At 64.2% G+C, this 400-nt stretch carries 1 protein-coding gene; it reads left to right on the top strand.

All coding sequences use genetic code 11. From position 1 onward, the window contains the following. The coding region (locus tag AO068_RS03120) for a hypothetical protein (protein ID WP_152999732.1) at positions 1-400 on the top strand (400 nt) is incomplete at both ends.

The following is a 400-nucleotide window of genomic DNA, read 5'->3' as shown; positions in this document are numbered from 1 at the left end:
TGGTTGTCGATGTCGCTGATACCGTCAACAACCAGAACGGCCGGATCATCGCCCAGGGCGGCGACCTGAACCTGACCGGTGCCAACCTCTACAGTCAGGGCGGAGTACTGTCCAGCCTGCAAGGTCTGTTCACCGCGAAACTGGCCGGCGTGCTGAAAAATGGCTATGACGCCAAACGCCAGGGCGGTGTCATCCAGGCGCAACGCCTCAACCTGACCGCGCTGGGCGGCTTCGACAACTACGGCGGGCGAGTCTCCGCACGCACCGGCGAAGCGCTGATCACCACCCCGGGTTTCGACAACCGCAACGGCGGCCTGTACGCCAAAGGTCTGGTGCGGGTCAACGGCGGCAACTTCGACAACAGCGGCGACAACGACGGCCAGATCGCCGGTGGCCAGGT

The organism is Pseudomonas sp. ICMP 3272 (assembly GCF_001466905.1).
Lineage (GTDB): Bacteria > Pseudomonadota > Gammaproteobacteria > Pseudomonadales > Pseudomonadaceae > Aquipseudomonas > Aquipseudomonas amygdali.
This window is presented reverse-complemented; position numbering and strand designations above follow the sequence as displayed.